The sequence below is a fragment of the Pseudomonas turukhanskensis genome (assembly GCF_027922365.1).
Classification (GTDB): Bacteria; Pseudomonadota; Gammaproteobacteria; order Pseudomonadales; family Pseudomonadaceae; genus Aquipseudomonas; species Aquipseudomonas turukhanskensis.
In genome coordinates this window covers 1-597 of the sequence record NZ_BSFN01000060.1, presented here as the reverse complement: position 1 = coordinate 597, position 597 = coordinate 1, and the positions used below count along the sequence as shown (strand labels likewise).

The 597-nt window shown below is 62.0% G+C and carries 1 protein-coding gene; it reads left to right on the top strand.

The features are described 5' to 3' along the window. Positions 1-597: hypothetical protein (locus tag PKE98_RS26935; RefSeq protein WP_271198565.1), on the top strand; the 597-nt coding region annotated here is incomplete at both ends.

Genomic DNA, 597 nt, shown 5'->3' with positions numbered 1-597 from the left:
GACGCGGCAAACCGATCTGCAGATTGCGGCCGGCCAGGGCACCTATGACCCCAGCACTCGCGCATTCACGGCCAAAGCAGAGGCTGAGGGTTCGGGTTTGGCCATTTCCGGCTCTGCCGCGGGCGCCATGCACGGCCGCTTTATCAACCTGATCAGCAGCGACAGCGGTGCCGGGGTTCGGCACCAGGGGCTGATTGTGGCGGCGCGGGATATTCAAATCAGCGCCGATGGCGACATTGCCTTGAAAGACACAGGTGCCGGCGGCCAGGTACAAATTGCATCGACGGCAACCGTTACCAACACTGGCACGCTGGATGCCACCACAGGTCTCACTATCAAGGCCCGTGATGTGGTCAATGAGCAGCGTGCTTCTATGGGCTCCGGCGCGGACCTGAGCATTGATGCCGCCAATAGCCTGACCAATGCCAAAGATGCCACGCTATTGGCCGAGCGCGCGATGCAGCTCAAGGCCGGTAGCCGCCTCAACAACGCCGGTGGCATCCAGGCCGGCCAAACCCTGGCCATCAACACCCAAAGCCTGAGCAATAACGCAGGCCTGGTGCGGGGTAAAACCCTGACGGTGACTGCCAAGCAGGT